Annotated in this window: 13 protein-coding genes; 7 read left to right on the top strand and 6 right to left on the bottom strand. The window is 40.8% G+C overall.

Translation table 11 applies throughout. From position 1 onward, the window contains the following. Nucleotides 1–3: 3 nt before the first annotated feature. Together AMD27_RS10295 and alaS are read right to left on the bottom strand one after the other, a co-directional pair. Nucleotides 4–402, bottom strand: coding sequence for a hypothetical protein (locus tag AMD27_RS10295; protein ID WP_067660010.1), 399 nt, complete (start codon nt 400–402; stop codon nt 4–6). A 12-nt stretch (nt 403–414) separates the two neighbouring features. Beyond that, complete coding sequence (gene alaS, locus AMD27_RS10290) at nt 415–3,108, bottom strand: alanine--tRNA ligase (protein ID WP_171254798.1); 2,694 nt, start codon at nt 3,106–3,108, stop codon at nt 415–417. Between the two features lie 501 nt (nt 3,109–3,609). Between alaS and AMD27_RS10285 the strand changes: the two genes are divergently transcribed. The 6 genes from AMD27_RS10285 (at nt 3,610) to AMD27_RS10255 (ending at nt 9,369) form a co-directional block, all read left to right on the top strand. Next, nucleotides 3,610–4,641, top strand: coding sequence for a type I glyceraldehyde-3-phosphate dehydrogenase (locus AMD27_RS10285; RefSeq protein WP_067660002.1), 1,032 nt, complete (start codon nt 3,610–3,612; stop codon nt 4,639–4,641). Between the two features lie 18 nt (nt 4,642–4,659). Beyond that, nucleotides 4,660–4,986 (top strand): hypothetical protein, encoded by a 327-nt coding sequence (locus AMD27_RS10280; RefSeq protein ID WP_081405963.1) that lies wholly within the window; start codon nt 4,660–4,662, stop codon nt 4,984–4,986. Nucleotides 4,987–5,444: 458 nt separating this feature from the next. Next, entirely contained in the window at nt 5,445–6,611 is a 1,167-nt protein-coding gene (locus AMD27_RS10275; RefSeq protein ID WP_067659996.1) for an ATP phosphoribosyltransferase regulatory subunit, read from the top strand. 71 nt (nt 6,612–6,682) lie between these two features. Beyond that, nucleotides 6,683–8,002, top strand: a complete 1,320-nt coding sequence (locus AMD27_RS10270) for an adenylosuccinate synthase (protein ID WP_067659993.1) — start codon at nt 6,683–6,685, stop codon at nt 8,000–8,002. Nucleotides 8,003–8,168: 166 nt separating this feature from the next. Next, nucleotides 8,169–8,480 carry a hypothetical protein gene (locus AMD27_RS10260; protein ID WP_067659987.1) on the top strand — a complete coding sequence of 104 codons (312 nt, stop codon included), beginning with the start codon at nt 8,169–8,171 and terminating at the stop codon, nt 8,478–8,480. 112 nt (nt 8,481–8,592) lie between these two features. After that, complete coding sequence (locus tag AMD27_RS10255; protein WP_067659984.1) at nt 8,593–9,369, top strand: M48 family metallopeptidase; 777 nt, start codon at nt 8,593–8,595, stop codon at nt 9,367–9,369. 127 nt (nt 9,370–9,496) lie between these two features. Here the strand turns inward: AMD27_RS10255 and AMD27_RS10250 are convergent, their stop codons facing one another. Next, nucleotides 9,497–10,546: an NADP(H)-dependent aldo-keto reductase gene (locus tag AMD27_RS10250; RefSeq protein ID WP_067659982.1), complete on the bottom strand. Its 1,050-nt coding sequence runs from the start codon at nt 10,544–10,546 to the stop codon at nt 9,497–9,499. Between the two features lie 158 nt (nt 10,547–10,704). After that, complete coding sequence (crp, locus tag AMD27_RS10245) at nt 10,705–11,418, bottom strand: cAMP-activated global transcriptional regulator CRP (protein ID WP_067659979.1); 714 nt, start codon at nt 11,416–11,418, stop codon at nt 10,705–10,707. A gap of 150 nt (nt 11,419–11,568) precedes the next feature. Between crp and AMD27_RS10240 the strand changes: the two genes are divergently transcribed. Then, complete coding sequence (locus tag AMD27_RS10240; RefSeq protein ID WP_067659976.1) at nt 11,569–11,991, top strand: OsmC family protein; 423 nt, start codon at nt 11,569–11,571, stop codon at nt 11,989–11,991. A 612-nt stretch (nt 11,992–12,603) separates the two neighbouring features. On the opposite strand, the gene AMD27_RS10235 is transcribed toward AMD27_RS10240, so the two are convergent. Both AMD27_RS10235 and AMD27_RS10230 read right to left on the bottom strand, forming a co-directional pair. Next, nucleotides 12,604–14,622: a family 2A encapsulin nanocompartment cargo protein cysteine desulfurase gene (locus tag AMD27_RS10235; RefSeq protein ID WP_067659973.1), complete on the bottom strand. Its 2,019-nt coding sequence runs from the start codon at nt 14,620–14,622 to the stop codon at nt 12,604–12,606. Then, nucleotides 14,597–15,529, bottom strand: a complete 933-nt coding sequence (locus tag AMD27_RS10230) for a family 2A encapsulin nanocompartment shell protein (RefSeq protein ID WP_067659971.1) — start codon at nt 15,527–15,529, stop codon at nt 14,597–14,599. The genes AMD27_RS10235 and AMD27_RS10230 overlap by 26 nt, the downstream gene beginning before the upstream one ends. Nucleotides 15,530–15,628 lie beyond the last annotated feature (99 nt).

Raw genomic sequence — 15,628 nt, 5'->3', positions numbered from 1 at the left:
AGTCTAACGACTTAAAGCACTCACACATATTTTAAAACCGCCCTTAGCAGGAGATTTTAAGATACCACGTAGCTCATAAGCTTCGCCTTTTTTCAAAGCGTTCAGCTTATATTGATACTTTGTGTCAGAGAGCCGAGTTGCTGTAACTCGGCCCGCCGGACTCCATAATTGCAATCCTGTTAATGGTTTGGTGTCTTGACGAATGACTTCCAGTTTTACAGGCTGCTTAATATAAATTCGATTGTACATTTTTGAAATGATAATTTTTTTATCGACATAGTCGAAAGGCATAACTTCACAGTAGGGTAATGCTTTGGAAGGAAGATGCAATTGATAATGCGTTCCTGCCCAAAGCACGGGACTCAAAGTAAGTGATAAGAGTCCCAAACCCCGCTTGAACATGACAATTTAACCTTATTTCGCTTCAAGCCAAGCAGTTAAATCTGCCATCACTGCTGCAAATTTTTCGTTGAGTGGCGCGCCACCTTGTGCTAAATCAGGTTTACCACCACCTTTACCACCCAGCTCATTTGCAAGATGTTTGATAATATCACCTGCTTTAATTGTTGCAGTGAAATCTTTTGCGACAGATGCGATCAGGCTGACTTTGTCACCGTCAACACCCGCAATGACAATGATTGCGTTGTCTAATTTAGATTTCACACCGTCATGTAGGTTGCGAAGTGATTTCGCATCCATGTTTTGAACAGTTGTGATGAGTGCAGTACGACCTGCGATATCCTGCACTTGACTTAGAAGTTCAGATGCTTGGAAATGCGCTAACTTTTGGTTCAATTGTTCTATGTGTTTTTGCAGTGCAGAGGCAGTCTCTACAACAGCTTCAACTTTTTCAACGGTTTGATGATTTTGTGCTTTAAGTAAACCGTTAATGTGTTGAACATTCGCTTCAGTTTTTTGCACAGTTTCAATAGCTTTAGTGCCTGTAACCGCTTCAATACGGCGAACACCCGCAGCTACGCCACCTTCAGATGTGATTTTAAATAAACCAATGTCACCGGTGCGCTGAACGTGAATACCACCACACAGTTCAATAGAGAAGTTTTTATCTTCAATCACGGAACCCATAGATAGAACGCGAACTTCATCACCGTATTTCTCACCGAATAACATCATCGCGCCTTTGGCTTTGGCAGATTCGATGTCTAAAAGCTCGGTAGAAACAGCAGTATTTGCAATCACTTCAGCATTGACTAAACGTTCAACTTCTTGAAGCTGCTCAAACGTTACAGGTTGATCATTGGCAAAGTCGAAACGTAAAATATCAGATGCAACCAATGAGCCTTTTTGTTGAACGTGTGTGCCTAAGACTTGACGAAGGGCAGCGTGTAACAAATGTGTTGCTGAGTGGTTGCGCGCAGTCGCAGCGCGAATATCCGCTTTTACAATCGCTTCAACACTTTGAGTCGCTTTTAAGCTACCCATAGTCACGATACCTTGATGGACAAAAGCACCACCAGATTTCTTGGTGTCTTGAACCTCGAAAATCCCTGTATCGTTTTTGAACAGACCTATATCACCAATTTGACCACCACTTTCTGCGTAGAAAGGGGTTTGGTTGAGTACAATTAAAGCTTCATCACCCTCGAAAACTTCATCAACTTGTACGCCATCTTTATAGATCGCAATAATTTGACCTTGACCTTGAGTTGCATCGTAGCCATCAAATTGAGTTTCACCTTCAACATTGACAATGCTGTTGTAATCGATGGCAAATTTACCTGCATCACGTGCGCGTTGACGCTGTGCAGCCATCTCAGTTTCAAAACCAGCTTCATCAATTGTAAGTTCACGCTCACGCGCGATGTCAGCCGTTAAATCACCAGGGAAGCCATAGGTGTCATACAGTTTGAAAACAACAGCACCCGGAATCACTGAACCTTTTAACTGTGCCAATTCGCCTTCAAGCAACTTCAAACCTTGCTCTAAGGTTTTTGCAAACTGCTCTTCTTCTTTCAATAAAAGGGCTTCGATACGAGATTGTTGTGCTGTAAGTTCAGGATAAGCTTCACCCATGACAGCAATTAAAGGCTGTAACATTTTATGGAAGAATGAACCCGTTGCACCTAACTTATTACCATGACGCACAGCACGACGGATAATTCGACGCAGTACATAACCACGACCTTCATTTGAAGGATTCACGCCATCTGCAATCAAGAAGCAACATGAACGTGCATGGTCAGCAACCACTTTAAGTGATGCAGGGTAGTCAACAGCTTTGTTATTTGCAGTTGCTTCAGCTTCTAATGCAGTGGTATCTAAACCGATAATCTCTGCTGCTGATTTTAATAAGTTTTGGAATAAGTCGATTTCGTAGTTAGAGTTGACGTGCTGTAATACAGCAGAAATACGCTCGAGACCCATACCTGTATCGACAGATGGTGCAGGAAGCGGGTGGAGCACGCCATCCACAGTTCGATTGAACTGCATGAAGACGTTGTTCCAGATTTCAATGAAACGGTCACCATCTTCTTCAGGGGTGCCTGGTAGACCGCCCCAGATATGATCGCCATGGTCAAAGAAAATTTCAGAACATGGACCACAAGGCCCCGTATCACCCATTGCCCAGAAGTTATCTGATGCGTATTGACCACCTTTGTTATCACCGATACGGATAATGCGAGATTCATCTAGACCAATGTCTTTGTTCCAGATCTCAAAAGCTTCATCATCAGTATGATAAACAGTGGCATAAAGTTTGTCTTTTGGAAGCGCTAACCATTGCTCTGAGGTTAAGAAATCCCATGCGAATTTAATCGCATCACGTTTAAAGTAATCTCCAAATGAGAAGTTACCGAGCATTTCAAAGAAGGTGTGATGACGTGCTGTATAGCCAACGTTATCTAAGTCGTTGTGTTTACCACCTGCACGTACACATTTTTGCGAAGACGTTGCACGAACGTAGTCACGTTTTTCAAGCCCTAAGAAACAGTCTTTAAACTGGTTCATACCTGCGTTTGTAAACAACAAAGTCGGGTCGTTGGCTGGTACGAGTGAACTCGACGCGACACGTGTATGCCCTTGCGATTCAAAGTAACGCAAAAATGCTTCACGGATTTCAGCGGATGTCATAAAACGAGTACTCACAACCAAGTCACTCCATATTCATATTGGCAAAAGCATACAGAAAGAGTCTAACCAATTATTGCTCTGTTCTGTATGCGGGCTTAATTTTTTAAAACGCCAAATTATAACGGAAAATATAAGCTGCACCAATGATTTTAAAGTGTTTTGATGACAATTCTCTTTAAAGCACCTGTTCCTTTGGCATTATTTATTTTCAAGCTTAACTAAATCTGGATAGTGCTCACATTCTTGAATTTCTAGTGTTGATGCTTTAAAGCTTAGATATAAAGCGTCAGCTCAATGAATTCATTAGATAAATGGAATATTGTTTAGCTTAGCGTGAATTCTTAAATCCATCTGTGAATCAGCTGAAGTTACTATTTAAAATAGTGAATGCACTGTGAAGCGAACATCATCAGTATTATTTAAATGCATTAAACTTAGAATTTATATCTGCAATCTGCTGAAATCTATTAACATAGCCCTGTATTTACATCATTCTTCATCAGTTAAGGGTCTCTAATGCAGCGAGTTGCGATTAATGGATTTGGTCGAATTGGGCGTAATGTATTGCGTGCATGGTTTGAAAATCCGAAAGAATTTCATTTTGATATTGTCGCGGTTAACGATGTTGCAGATGTAGATACGCTCATCCATTTATTTAAATACGACACCACCCATGGACGTTTTAACGGAGAAGTGGAACTCCATTATCAAGCTGAGCAAGCGTATTTAAGCATTAAGGCTGGCAAGGCACAGCTCAATCTGCAGGTGCATTGTCAAAGCCAACCCGAGCTATTACCTTGGGGCGCCTTAGATATCGATGTGGTTTTAGAATGTACAGGTTTGTTTCGTTCACGTCAGGCGGCCACACAGCATTTAACCGCAGGTGCAAAACGTGTGATCATTGGCGCTGCGCCTTTCGATAGCGTGGATGCTGCGATTGTCTACGGGGTGAATCACCATGAGGTTAAAGACACCGATCAAATTATTTCCAGTGTGTCGTGCACCACGCAAGCTTTAGTGCCCTTGGTCAAAATCATTGATGATGCTTTTGGTATAGAGACTGCCATGATGACTGAAATTCATGCAGTGACGGCAGATCAGTCCGTGCTCGATCATGTGCACCGAGACTTACGCCGTGCGCGAGCGTCGGGGCAAAATATTATTCCGACCACATCATCAGCCTTAGGGGCTTTAAAAAATGTCATGCCAAAAATGGAAAACCGAATCGATGGTTATTCTATTCGTGTACCGACCATTAACGTCGCAGCGATTGACCTGACCTTTGTCTCTCAAACGCCAATGAACGCGCTTAAGATTAATGATGTCTTAATTCATGCTGCCAAATATGACTATGCAGAAATTATGTCTGTCACTGATGAGCCTCTGGTGTCTTCAGACTTTAATCATTCACCGTATTCATTGATTGTCGATTTAACCCAAACCATGGTGGTGGGGCATCAAGCCAAAGTTTTTGCTTGGTATGACAATGAATGGGGCTATGCCAACCGCTTAATGGATCTTTGCGAGTCTTTTAATCATTCAAAATAAATCATCGGGGACGCGCTCATGCTATGGATAATGGGTTTTTTAATTCTACTTTTGGTTATTTTATCTGTATTGAATTGGCGCTTGATTCATCAGCATCAACACTTGCTCAATGAGGCAAATGCTCAGATTGAATTACAGACTCAAGTGGATGCGTTGGAGCTTAATTTGCAGAAAACTTTAGAAATTATGCAAGATTTGGCGAAGAAGATGCAGCTTCAACAAGAGGTCTTAGATCTCACTGCATTAAAACTCAATCAAGTTGAACAACAAAATGCGGATTTGGTTGGGCTTGTTTCAGACTTAGTGGGTTTAAAAGAGTCCCAACGTATGATCAAAAAGCTTTAGTATTAAAAGTATCAAAAAAAAATTAGTATCAAAGACTTCAAAAGTGAAAGGTTTCTAGTGTTAAAGATTATCAAAGTTAAAGACTTTGACTAGCTTGATGTGGGGGCTTACCACTTGAGGTGTGAACAGAGCCTTATCATCAATGATGATGGCTGTGTTTTAATGTAGGGTCGTGATGGTTTAGTAGTGATTCTCCATATATTTACTTTAACGAATGGTAAAATAATGGTGCTTGGGTTATTCCATATTTAAAGCGGATACTGTGAATTTTTGAGGGATTGAAGCAAGAGTTTTAGGAATATATTGATCAATGCTGTAAATCTGGCTATTTTTTCAATTCTTTTCTAAAAAAGTCTGATGCAGAGCCAAAACGAACGTGCTAAAATCACAGAAATCGGGTGTGTTCCCGATTTTTTTATGCGGATTCGTTCCGCACTGACAGGATTTAGGTTTACAACATGCCCATTTCAGAGACATGGTTATTACCTGATGGTGTAGCTGATGTATTACCAGAACAGGCGCAAGTAATCGAAACTTTGCGCCGTGACGCATTGAATTTCCTCGCAACTCGAGGTTATCAATTGGTGTACACACCATTTATCGAATACATCGAATCTCTATCTTCTCTTTCAGAATCGAATCAAGATTTAGACTTAGCCACCTTTAAAGTGATCGATCAGTTATCTGGTCGTTTACTCGGTGTGCGTGCCGATATGACACCACAAGTGGCACGTATCGATGCACATGTACATCCAGTCGAAGGTGTGGCACGTTATTGCTACGCGGGTACGGTGTTACATACTAAGCCACGAGGTTTCAATACCACGCGTGCACCGCTACAACTCGGCGCAGAGCTATTTGGTTCAGACAGTATTGATGCTGATGTTGAAATGGTCGATGTGATGTTGAGCTTGCTGGAAACAGCAGGGTTTGCAGAAGGTATTCATTTAGACTTAGGTCATGTGGGTTTATTCCGTAGCTTGGTGAAACATGCCGGCTTGAATAAAGACACTGAAGCGCATCTTTCAGATTTGTACCAACGTAAAGCACTGCCAGAACTTGCAGAATTTACACAAGAATTAAAGTTTGGTGCTGACTTCTTTGCTTTAGGTCGTTATGCCAGTGATCTTGATGCATTGCAAGCCAATTTAAGTACTGAAATCTGGGCAGATGCTGCGTTTAAGCAAGCTTTTGAAGTAGTGCAAACCACCCAAGCTCAAATTCAAGCACGCTGGCCGAAATTACATATTGGTATAGATGTGGTTGAACTGCGTTCTTACCATTATCACACAGGCTTAATGTACGCTGTATATGCACCAAATCGTGCAGCACCGCTGGCTCAAGGTGGTCGCTATGACGGTATTGGTGAGCACTTTGGGCGTGCGCGTCCTGCCACAGGTTTTTCTTGCGATTTATTTGCGCTCAGCGCAGGTCAATTTATTCAAAAAGCGGTGATTGTTGCACCGAAGGGACTAGATATAGATCTGGTTCAAGCAATAGCAGCAATACGTCGTCAAGGTTTAAGCGTTATCCAGCTTTTGGGTAATGATGATTTAAACTCAATTCCTTATGCAACACACCAATTGGTGAAGACGCAAGGTGAGTGGACAGTCGAAAAGATTTAATCACTTAAATTTGTTTGGTTTTAGACAAGTTAAGTTCTTCAATTTTAACAGCATGATGCAATGAGGCTATTATGGGCAAGAATGTTGTGGTACTCGGTACCCAATGGGGCGACGAAGGTAAAGGTAAAATCGTCGACCTGCTCACAGATCAAGCGGCTGCGGTCGTTCGTTATCAAGGCGGACACAACGCAGGTCATACACTTGTCGTTGGTGGTAAGAAAACTGTATTACACCTCATTCCATCCGGTATTTTACGTGAAAACGTATTGTGCTTAATTGGTAATGGTGTGGTTCTTTCACCTGAAGCGCTGATTAAAGAGATGGATATCCTTGAAAAGGAAGGCGTACCTGTTAAAGAACGTCTTCGTATTTCACCAAACTGTCCACTGATTCTTCCAAACCACATTGCGCTTGACCAAGCACGCGAAATCAAACGTGGTAACGCGAAAATTGGTACAACAGGTCGTGGTATTGGTCCTGCTTACGAAGATAAAGTGGCACGTCGCGCGATTCGCATTGCTGACTTGGTTCGTGGTGGTGAGCATCTTAAAGCACAGTTAACTGAGCTTCTTGAATACCATAACTTCCAATTGACTCAATTCTACGGTGTAGAAGCGGTGAATTTGGATGATGTGCTTGCACTGTGTGATCAATGGCGCGAAGTGGTTGCACCACTGGTGATTGATGTAACAACTGAATTGCATAATTTCCGTAAAAACGGTGACAACATCATGTTTGAAGGCGCGCAAGGTTCACTCCTTGATGTTGACCATGGTACATATCCGTATGTAACTTCTTCAAACACAACTGCTGGCGGCGTAAGCTCGGGTTCAGGTTTAGGTCCATTGCACCTTGACTATGTATTGGGTATTACCAAAGCGTACACGACACGTGTCGGTGCAGGTCCATTCCCAACAGAATTGATTTATGATGCTGCAAATGATACTGGCGACCAAATTGGTAAGCATTTGGGTACGATCGGTCATGAGTTTGGTGCATCAACTGGTCGTCAACGTCGTTGTGGTTGGTTCGATGCTGAAATTTTACGTCGCTCTGTAGATGTAAACTCACTTTCTGGTATTTGCTTAACTAAACTTGATGTGCTTGATGGTTTAGAAGAAGTAAAAATCTGTGTGGGTTATGAAGCAGCAGATTCGGGTTGTGTAGGTTCTTCTGATGCGCTTGCATTCGAATCTTTAAAACCAATTTATGAATCGATGCCAGGTTGGTCTGAGTCGACTGTGGGTGCAACGGACGTTGCTCAATTACCTGCTAATGCGATTGCCTATGTAAAACGTATTGAACAGTTGATTGAATGTCCAATCGATATTATTTCGACGGGTCCTGACCGTGCAGAAACGATTGTACTGCGTCACCCATTCGATGCTTAATTAATCACTCGGTAACGAATATAAAAGCCTCGCTTTATGCGGGGCTTTTTTTGCTTTAAAAAAATGAAGCACAGACTAAAGTTGCAAGGATCATCATGCTGATCTGCATAAGGACTTGCTACAATAGAATAGATCAGAAACAAAAATGAAAGAGATGATGCAGCGGATGCAAAAAAATATTTCAAATACCATTTTTTATTCATCACTTTTTGCCATGGGTGGGGCACCCACCATCGCGATGATTATTATCAAAGAGCAAACCAGTGATCCTGCTTTGATTTATCAGGCTTTAATTGGGCTGTCTGTGATCATTGCTTGTATTTTAGTGCCTTTGATCTTGATCCAAAATGGCTATTTATTTTATAAAAGAAAAAGTGAAAATATTGAGCAGAAAATTGAACCGATTGCGCATTTCTATTTTGTCTTGAGTGTGCTGTGCTTACTGTACTGGCTGGCAGTACAATTTTTAAAAATTTAACGAATTACATAATTCCTATGAAATAATCTAAATTGAGATTTCATCTGTGAAATCAATTGAATATAATCCATTTGAATAAATAATCTGATTCTTGTGTAGTGGAGAAAATATAATGAAAAACAAACTACTTCTTACGCTGTGTGCAACGAGTATGTTAACAGTGACAGGTTGCTCAACAGTTGCAAGCCTAGCGGGGGCTGATACAGCGTCTCTCAATGTCGTGGCATCTGACGGTTTTAACAAAACGGTTCAAGAAGCAAAAAGCAAAGGTACTCTAGATACATCATCTTCAACATATAAGCGTATTAATACTGTATTTAATCGTCTGAAGCCGCAAGCCGATTTGATGAACCAAACAGGCACTAAGTTCAATTGGCAGCTTGCAGTGCTTAAGGCAGACACGGTAAACGCATATGTTGCACCAGGTGGTAAGGTTGTATTCTATACGGGTATTGTGACCAAACTGGGTCTAACCGATGCTGAAATCGCAGCGATCATGGGGCATGAAATGGTGCATGCGTTAGAAGAGCATGCAAAAAGCAAGATCGGTGCGCAAGCATTGACAGATTTGGCTCTAAACGTAGGTCTAAGCTATGCGGGCAGTAATGTTGGACAATTGGGTTCAGCTGCTGCGCAGCTCGGTAGCCAAATTGGTATTGGCTTGCCGTATTCACGTAATTTGGAAAGTCGTGCTGACCAAGGTGGTTTAATGTTGATGGCGCGTTCTGGTTATGATCCTCAGGCGGCAATTACATTATGGCAAAAAATGAATAAACAAGAAGGCGGTGGTGGTTCAGCATTCTTGTCTACGCATCCATCAAATAGTCAGCGTATTGAAGCAATGCGTAAAAATTTACCGGCGGCACAAGCGATTTATAAACAGCGTTAAGGCTTGTTAAAGTTGCTTAGATTGTCTAAGAAATCAAAAAGGATGCATATGTATCCTTTTTTTTCTCATAGTTTTAAACTGGATATCGATTTATTTAAAACAATTTAAAGCTGTGCTTTAAATTGTTTTAAGGTGCAGGATTGGGTTGTTGCTGATGAATCGCATCAATTTCTTTTAAAATATCTTCAGTTAAGTTGACCTCGAAAGCATCAATATTTTCTTTAAGTTGATCCAAATTGGTTGCACCAATAATAGTAGAACTCACGAAGAACTGTTGTTTGATAAATGCCAAAGACAATTGCGTTAAACTTAGACCATGTTTTTCTGCCAATAATGCATATTGCTCGGTTGCCCATTCGCTTTCAGGGTTGCTATAGCGGCTAAAACGGCTATACAGTGTAACGCGCGCATCAGCAGGACGTGCACCATCACGAAATTTCCCACTCAAATATCCAAAAGCAAGCGGTGAGTAAGCGAGTAGTCCGACACCTTCATAATGCGCAATTTCAGACATGCCAATTTCATAGGTACGATTAAGTAAGTTATATGGATTTTGAACAGACACAAATTTTTCCAGTCCGAGCTTTTCTGCAAGCTGTAAAAATTTCATGGTGCCCCACGGGGTTTCATTGGATAAACCAATATAGCGAATGCGACCCCGCTTGATTTCATCATGTAAGGCAGAAAGTGTTTCTTCTAAAGCGGTGACATTCTGTGATTTTTTAGACTGCGCATTACCATAACCGAGTTGTCCAAAGTAGTTGGTTGGACGCTGTGGCCAATGTAACTGATACAGGTCGATATAATCGCTGTGTAAGCGTTTAAGCGAACCGTCAATCGCTGAACTGATCTCTGTGACTGTAAATTGCGTTTGACCGTCACGAATATGACTACCGCCTTGTGAAGGGCCTGCAATTTTAGAGGCGATAAAGAGTTCTTCACGCTGACCGCGCTGTGCAATCCAATTGCCTAAAATGGCCTCAGTCGCCCCTTGTGTTTCAGGTTTAGGTGGAACGGGATACATCTCTGCGGTGTCCCAAAAATTTAATCCTCGACCCAAAGCATATTCGAGTTGCTCAAATGCTTGGGCTTGGGTGTTTTGTTCACCAAACGTCATCGTACCTAAGCAAATCTCTGGAACCAAAATACCTGTCTGTCCTAATGGCTTAAATTGCATCTGGCTGCATCCTTCTTATATTGTGATGTGAATCATGAGACTATAGTAACGGAGTTGGGCTTTTTGGGTACATGCCGATTAGTAGAAAACTTATACACAAAGAATAAAAGCAAAAAAACAAACCCGAAGATTTGCTTTTGCTCATCTTTTAGTAAAGATTATTCGTCATCTTTGGTTGTGGAGTCTTCTTCCACTGCATTTACAGCATCTAATGACACATCAAAGATCAGAATGGCTTTACCATCAGTTTCGATCATGCCTTGCTCTTCAAGCGTTTTTAGAACACGGCCGACCATTTCACGTGAACATCCCACAATACGACCAATTTCTTGACGCGTAATACGGATTTGACGACCATTCGGGAGGATCATTGCTTCAGGCTGACCTGACAGATCAATTAGACAACGTGCAATACGACCTGAAACATCAATGAACGCTAAGTCAGTCACTTTACGTGTGGTGTTTTTCAGGCGGCGAACCAGCTGAGCGAACACAGCGTAGCTCAAATCAGGATATTGTTTGCTTACTTCGTGGAAATTTGCATATGAGATTTCAGCAATCTCACAAACGTCGCGAGTTCTTACTTCCGCAGTACGTTGTGGGTTGGTCTCAAATAATCCCATTTCGCCAAAAAAGTCCCCAGGGTTCAAATATGCAACAACAATTTCACGGTCATCATCTTCACGTAAAATAATCGATACCGACCCTTTTAAAATTAGATACAGAGATTTCGACTCCGTGCCAGCATCAATAATAGGTGTGCGTTTTGGGAAGCGATTGATGTGGGCGCGCTTAAGTAAAGCTTTGACAGATTCAGGTAGTTGACCTGGTGACAAAGCATCTGTACTCAGTTGTGAAAAAGTAGAAGTCATGCTTTTTAAATTCCGATTAGGATAATTACTAGATCATCTGATCTAAATGAATGTTTCACATAGACGCAGAAGAGATGAAATTCCTTATCATCTCTATTTATGCTAATGTACAGTACTTCGTAAATTTATAGCTTTTTTTAGGTAGTTGCAATGCATACCAGCGTACATTGGTTAGAGAATGTTGCTTTTGAAGCAAAATCAGAGAGCGGTCACCAGATTGTCATGGATGGTGCTGAAGCCTATGGTGGTGAGAACCGTGGACCACGTCCCATGGAGCTGATATTAATGGGACTTGGGGGGTGTGCGTCCTTTGATATTGTGACTATTTTAAAGAAATCGCGCCAAGATGTGACGGGTGTGATTTGTCAGCTCAAAGCTGATCGCGCTGACACAGTTCCTGCGGTGTTCACTAAAATTCATTTACATTTTGTAGTCACAGGTAAATCAGTAAAAGAAAAGCAAGTCGCTAAAGCGGTTGAGCTTTCTGCTGAAAAATATTGCTCGGCCAGCAAAATGTTATCGGATGGTGGTGTTGAAATCACCCACGATTTTGAGATTGTTGAAGCTGAATAAATGAGCATGACTTTTTCAAGGCAACTTAGAGTTGCCTTTTTATGTTTGACATTGAAAGGCGCATAACAAAATAAAATATTAATAGGATATTAAGTTGATCACTACTCAATCTGTTTTTATATTCCCCAATACGAATTTTCTGTGTATTGAATGGTTATTTCGGTTGAATAATCCTAATTTGATCAATAGTTTTTTTGAAATTTAAAGTCAATAAAATTAAATTCACTAAGGTTCAAGTCATTATAATTGAAGTCACTGAAATTAAAGAAAAGTAGTAAAACTTTAAAAACTTCTGATAAATATTCTATTTTATTTTGAGATTTAAATTTTTAGGACCATGCGCATTAACTAAATTAGTTCTCTTTCAGTATTGGTTTTAACCCGCACTACTTTTTCAAATAAAAACAATTTCAAACAAAGAACAATTAAACCCCTTTGTGAAAAAGATCGGTGATCAAAAGTCGGTGATTTGTTTAAGCAGATGAGTGCTAAAATTTTTACAATGAGAGTAAGGCAAAAAATGTTTGGATTAAAATAATAATTAAAAATGAATGAAATGCCATATTCAATGACATTTCATTCTCAGTACAATTTTTGGATAACTAAAGTTTTTTAGTTTCGAGCTGATCTCAGTGGCTTAACTCTACGCAATTGATGTAATACAGAGATCAATGAATCTATTTCTTCGTACGTGTTATAGAACGCAAGTGAAGGACGTACAGTTCGTTCAACACCAAAGCGTCGTAAAATAGGCTGCGCACAATGATGACCTGTGCGAACCGCAATACCATACTGGTTCAGAATTTTACCCACTTCTTCAGTTTCATAACCTTCTAAAGTAAATGACATTACACTGGCTTTGTTTACAGCTGTTCCAATCAAACGTAATCCTGAAACACCACTCAAGGCATTCTGACCATAATCTAATAAATCATGTTCATAACGTGCAATATTGTGAATGCCAATATTTTCTACATATTCAAGTGCTGCACCAAGCCCTACAGCATCCGCAATATTTCCTGTTCCAGCTTCAAACTTATTTGGAGCTGGTTGATAAGTGACATTTTCAAAGGTTACATCTTCGATCATATTACCGCCGCCTTCCCAAACAGGCATAGACTCAAGTAATTCAGCTTTCGCATAAACAGCGCCAATACCAGTTGGCCCAAAGACTTTATGACCTGAGAAGACAAAGAAGTCTGCATCCAAGGCACTCACATTGGTTGGCATATGAGAAACGGATTGAGCACCATCAATCAATACGCGTACACCTGCTGCATGTGCTAAGGCAATGATTTCTTCAGTGGGTGTAATCGTACCTAATGCATTAGAAACTTGGGTGATTGAAACCAATTTAGTTTTAGGATTGAGTAATTTAATAAACTCCTCAATTTTGATTTGACCCGTATCATCAACTGGGATCACACGTAATTTTGCACCAGTTTCCTGACTCAATTGGAACCAAGGAACAATATTAGCGTGATGCTCCAAGTGTGAGACAATAATTTCATCCCCAGCTTGAATATTCTGTTTGCCCCAAGATTTAGCAATCAGATTAATCCCTTCAGTCGTACCACGCACAAAAATGATGTTCGATGCAGATGGCGCACCAATAAATCTTGCCACCACATTTCGTGCATGTTCATAGGCATCAGTCGCTCGTGCAGCCAATTCATGCGCTGCACGATGAATATTTGAATTTTCATGTTGATAAAAATGACCAATTCGCTCAATCACTGCCAAAGGTTTATGTGTGGTTGCTGCATTATCAAACCACACCAAAGGTTTACCATTGATACGTTCATCTAAAATTGGAAAATCCTTGCGGATACGATGAATATCAATAGGTTGATACGATTGGTGAGGAAATGGAATTTGAGCCGTATGTTTAGGTGCTGCATAAGCACTTTCAACAAAAGGATCATTCAAAAAGTAAAAACCAGATGCTGTTGAATGTGGTTTTTCATTTTTATCCACTGATGCTGATTGGATACGTTGATCTTCAATAATATGAAAATCACCAAATGCAAAGGGATTTTTATTTTGACGATTGCTATGTATGAATGGATCAACAGGAATTGATGTAGATTCTGAGGATCCAAGGTTCAAGAAATAAAAAGGTGATTGTTCAGAAGTCCATTCAGCAGCTTGGGAATGGTTTGAAGGATTGCTTGGACTTCTTGCTGGGCTATTTTCTATACCATTGTTACTTTGAGTTAAATTACTTTGAGCTAAGTTCTGCACAGGTGAAACAGCAGAAAATGGATCTGGCTGATGAGCACCACCAATAATGGGTAATGAAGAAGCAATACGTCTTTCAGGATGATCTGAAATCGGATTGACGTATTGCTGATTAAAATCAGGATTTAACTGTTGCTGATGAGCAATACTTGGAATGCGCCCGGACAAGCCTAAAAATGGATCTTTAGGCTGGGGTGGATGTGTAATGGGTTCATTCGGTAAATCGAAATTTAAGCCTTGAGCGGTTTGATTAGGCAAAGCAGAAAAAAATTCTGCTGCCAAACGGGTCAAAGTAGCTTCATCCAAGCCTGAATGTGACGGTACGCTGTTCACATCTAGACTGGGCGTTGAAGACAAAGGTGAATTATTTGTAGTTTGTTGGATAGTCATGGTATTTATCAACCTCTACATCGTCTAAAACAGCCAAAGCATCGTCTGTTAATACAGCGAGTGAGCAATATAATGAGATTAAATATGATGAAATTGCATTATGGTTAATCCCCATGAAGCGCACGGAAAGTCCAGGTGCTTGTTCGCCTGCTAAACCAGGTTGAAATAAGCCGACGATGCCTTGACGTTTTTCACCGACACGTAAAAGAATGATTTTGGTTTTACCACCTTCCACAGGAATTTTATTCGATGGAATGAGGGGAATACCGCGCCATGTAATGAACTGAGAACCAAATAAACTGACAGTAGGGGGGGGAACACCACGACGTGTACATTCACGACCAAATGCAGCAATTGCATCAGGATGCGCCAAGAAAAAACCAGGTTCTTTCCATACTTTTCTAAGCAGGTCATCCAAGTCATCAGGCGTTGGTGCACCAGTCAATGTTGAAATGCGCTGTTCATCTGCCACACTGGCCAATAATCCATATTCAGGATTATTGATCAGTTCACTTTCTTGACGTTCTTTAATGGTTTCAATGGTCAGACGTAACTGTTCTTTGATTTGATCATGTGGGCTGCTATACAAATCAGAAACACGAGTATGAATATCGAGAACTGTTGAAACGCCATTTAAAAAATATTCTCTTGGATTAACCTCGTAATCCACGAAGGTTTGAGGAAGCGTTGCTTCATCACGTTGCGTACATGCCACTTGAATATCATCGGTATTACTGACTTTATTCACACGGTAGATACCTGCTTCAACGGGGGTCCATTGAAGCAAATGTGTCAGCCAACGAGGGGTTATGGTGGCAAGCTGTGGAACCGTCTTGGTTGCATTGGCGAGTTGGCGAGCTGCCTGGTCACTCAGTGCTTGACGAGCAATTTCTTGATTTTTAGCCATGGAAATCCTTTATTTTCACTATTTCTTAAGCGCTTGTTCAGCGATTAAGGTATAAATATTTCAATCTGAATGTTTTGAGATATAGGTTCAAATATTTGT

The sequence above is a fragment of the Acinetobacter sp. TGL-Y2 genome (assembly GCF_001612555.1).
Classification (GTDB): domain Bacteria; phylum Pseudomonadota; class Gammaproteobacteria; order Pseudomonadales; family Moraxellaceae; genus Acinetobacter.
The sequence above is the reverse complement of the archived record's forward strand: the minus strand, read 5'-3'. Positions and strand labels throughout refer to the sequence as shown.

What these genes read in the sequence shown, in the direction of transcription:
- AMD27_RS10250 (WP_067659982.1), bottom strand. Translation starts at nt 10,546, where the DNA reads ATGCAATTTAAGCCATTAGGACAGACAGGTATTTTGGTTCCAGAGATT.
- AMD27_RS10235 (WP_067659973.1), bottom strand. Translation starts at nt 14,622, where the DNA reads ATGACTATCCAACAAACTACAAATAATTCACCTTTGTCTTCAACGCCC.
- AMD27_RS10260 (WP_067659987.1), top strand. Translation starts at nt 8,169, where the DNA reads ATGCAAAAAAATATTTCAAATACCATTTTTTATTCATCACTTTTTGCC.
- AMD27_RS10285 (WP_067660002.1), top strand. Translation starts at nt 3,610, where the DNA reads ATGCAGCGAGTTGCGATTAATGGATTTGGTCGAATTGGGCGTAATGTA.
- crp (WP_067659979.1), bottom strand. Translation starts at nt 11,418, where the DNA reads ATGACTTCTACTTTTTCACAACTGAGTACAGATGCTTTGTCACCAGGT.
- AMD27_RS10270 (WP_067659993.1), top strand. Translation starts at nt 6,683, where the DNA reads ATGGGCAAGAATGTTGTGGTACTCGGTACCCAATGGGGCGACGAAGGT.
- AMD27_RS10295 (WP_067660010.1), bottom strand. Translation starts at nt 402, where the DNA reads ATGTTCAAGCGGGGTTTGGGACTCTTATCACTTACTTTGAGTCCCGTG.
- AMD27_RS10275 (WP_067659996.1), top strand. Translation starts at nt 5,445, where the DNA reads ATGCCCATTTCAGAGACATGGTTATTACCTGATGGTGTAGCTGATGTA.
- AMD27_RS10230 (WP_067659971.1), bottom strand. Translation starts at nt 15,529, where the DNA reads ATGGCTAAAAATCAAGAAATTGCTCGTCAAGCACTGAGTGACCAGGCA.
- AMD27_RS10280 (WP_081405963.1), top strand. Translation starts at nt 4,660, where the DNA reads ATGCTATGGATAATGGGTTTTTTAATTCTACTTTTGGTTATTTTATCT.
- AMD27_RS10240 (WP_067659976.1), top strand. Translation starts at nt 11,569, where the DNA reads ATGCATACCAGCGTACATTGGTTAGAGAATGTTGCTTTTGAAGCAAAA.
- AMD27_RS10255 (WP_067659984.1), top strand. Translation starts at nt 8,593, where the DNA reads ATGAAAAACAAACTACTTCTTACGCTGTGTGCAACGAGTATGTTAACA.